The organism is Longimicrobiales bacterium (genome assembly GCA_028823235.1).
Classification (GTDB): Bacteria; Gemmatimonadota; Gemmatimonadetes; order Longimicrobiales; family Gaopeijiaceae; genus UBA2589.
This window is the reverse complement of record JAPKBW010000081.1, coordinates 1-1,974: the sequence shown is the minus strand read 5'-3', so window position 1 is coordinate 1,974 and position 1,974 is coordinate 1. Positions and strand designations below refer to the sequence as shown.

Genomic DNA, 1,974 nt, shown 5'->3' with positions numbered 1-1,974 from the left:
TTTTGTGCCGCTGCACTTGAGGCCAAGAGTATTGTCGCCGCGAGTGCAATCAGCAGATTACGGACCTTCATGGAGTGCTCCTTCGTTGTGCGGGGTGTTGGGTTCATGTCTTTGGCGGGCGCACCCTAGCAAACGCACGGGGTTCCACGCTTCGGACACGGTCCCGAAACTTGGGGTCGCAGATTTACCCAAAGCGCACGGGCGCCATGCGCCGCTGTTGGCGCCGGACTAGGAGGCCGAGACCGATTACTCCGGAGCCCCAGATGGCCATGCTTTTGGACTCGGGAACCGTAATACCCCGAAGTCGGCGACACGCTGCTCACCGCGGGCTTCACCACGGGCCTGGGCGAGACTTGGTAATGTCAGCGAATGAAAAATCTCGTATGGATCACGTGTCTCTTGATGCTCTCGTGTGCATCCGGTTCGATTCCGGTCGCGACCGGGCCCTTCGACCCAGCGGAAATCGACGAACGGTGGTCGCTTCATGTCGTGACAGTGGACCCGGACGGCGACGAACGGGTCACACGAATTTGGATCGGCGTGCTCGACGGAGACCCCATCCTTCGGACAGGGGACAGTCGCTGGTGGGCCAATCTCCAGCGTGATCCTACGATCCGGATTCGGCTCTCGGGGACGGACCGTATTTTTCATGCCGAGTTCGTAACCGAGCCGAGCGAGAAAATTCGGATCGACGAGGTGTTTCTTGAGAAATACGGGGGCTGGGAGCGCGTGTTGTTTCCCCAGGACCGCGGAAAGACCCACACCCGCTACGCCCGGCTTCGCTTCAATTCGAGGTAGCCCCAGCGCCGCATTGCCGCCCAAGGGTGTTGGACGGACCTTTGAAATTCCTACTCGCCCGATAACGTCAGGCAGATAACGTCAGCCCGTCAACGTCAGCCCGTCTCGCTCGTTCGGAATCCAGTACCGCTTCTGAGGTCCCTCTCCGAGTCAGCCGACCCGGTGGCCGGAACTTAAGACCGTCCGCACTTTACACATGGAGGTTCCCGAGTGTGCGCTTAGAAGCGGTACTGCACACCTGCTGTGAGGGTGAGCGTGACGTTGTCCGTGGCTTCGCTCCCGAGATCTCCCCAGTCCGTGAAGCGAATCCCCGGAGCTAGCTCCATGTTCACGAGCCAGTTCTCGGTGACGTAAGCGTCGACGCCGAATCCAAAGCGGAGGACTGCATCCCAGCGGTTCGTGTCGAAGGGCCTTAAAATGTCGTCGATGAAGTCGGCGTTGCCGTACTGCGCGCCGGCCCCTAGGGAGAAATAGGGGTGTACCCGCCAGATCGGCAGGAAGAACTTGAGGCTGCCCAGCAAGGAGTGCGTGTCGAAATTCGCGATTTCTAAGCCTAGGACTTCGGGGTTCACTCCATAGGCACCCTCGTACATCCCCTCCACCGCGAGCCAGGACCAGACCCGGTACCCGACCCGCGCATTGGCAGAGCCACCGGCTGCGGTAGTCACCAACCCCACCGTTATGTCCTCGATAAAGTCGGACAGAAAGTCCCAGGCCACGCCGCCGCCAGCTCCAACGTAGAAGCCCGAGCGGCCGTAGTCCGACCCGTCGGCCCCTGCTGCGGTGCCCCCAACCAGAAGTGCCGCGACAGCGATCGAAGTGGCGAGAGTCTTGCGCATTCCTGTCCCCCTGTTTCTTCGAGCCTGATTTCGAGTTGGGTTCCCAGATGGCGCCCGTGGCGATTTCTGGGTCCAGGTGCCGTGCATGAAAGTCCGTCGGCCACTCTATCACCGAACCGACCGCGGCGGCCAGGGCCCGCCCGCCGAGCCCACGCGACGTACTCGGCCTCCCGGATACGTTTCGCCTAGAAACTCAGGCGAATCCGGCCGGTCAGGGCGCTGCTCGTCACACCTTCCCACAGGAATCCGTCGTAGCGCAGGGTGAACGTCAGGCGGTCGGCAACCAGGGGGGTCCAGTCGACGCCGACGCCGAGTTCGAAGCCCTGGCCCGAATCGT

Annotated in this window: 2 protein-coding genes; one reads left to right on the top strand and one right to left on the bottom strand. The window is 61.8% G+C overall.

The features are described 5' to 3' along the window. Positions 1-369 precede the first annotated feature (369 nt). Positions 370-798 (top strand): DUF2255 family protein, encoded by a 429-nt coding sequence (locus OSA81_13740; protein ID MDE0900064.1) that lies wholly within the window; start codon positions 370-372, stop codon positions 796-798. A 218-nt stretch (positions 799-1,016) separates the two neighbouring features. Here OSA81_13740 and OSA81_13735 read toward each other — a convergent pair whose 3' ends face one another. After that, complete coding sequence (locus OSA81_13735) at positions 1,017-1,637, bottom strand: outer membrane beta-barrel protein (protein MDE0900063.1); 621 nt, start codon at positions 1,635-1,637, stop codon at positions 1,017-1,019. Between the last annotated feature and the right edge of the window lie 337 nt (positions 1,638-1,974).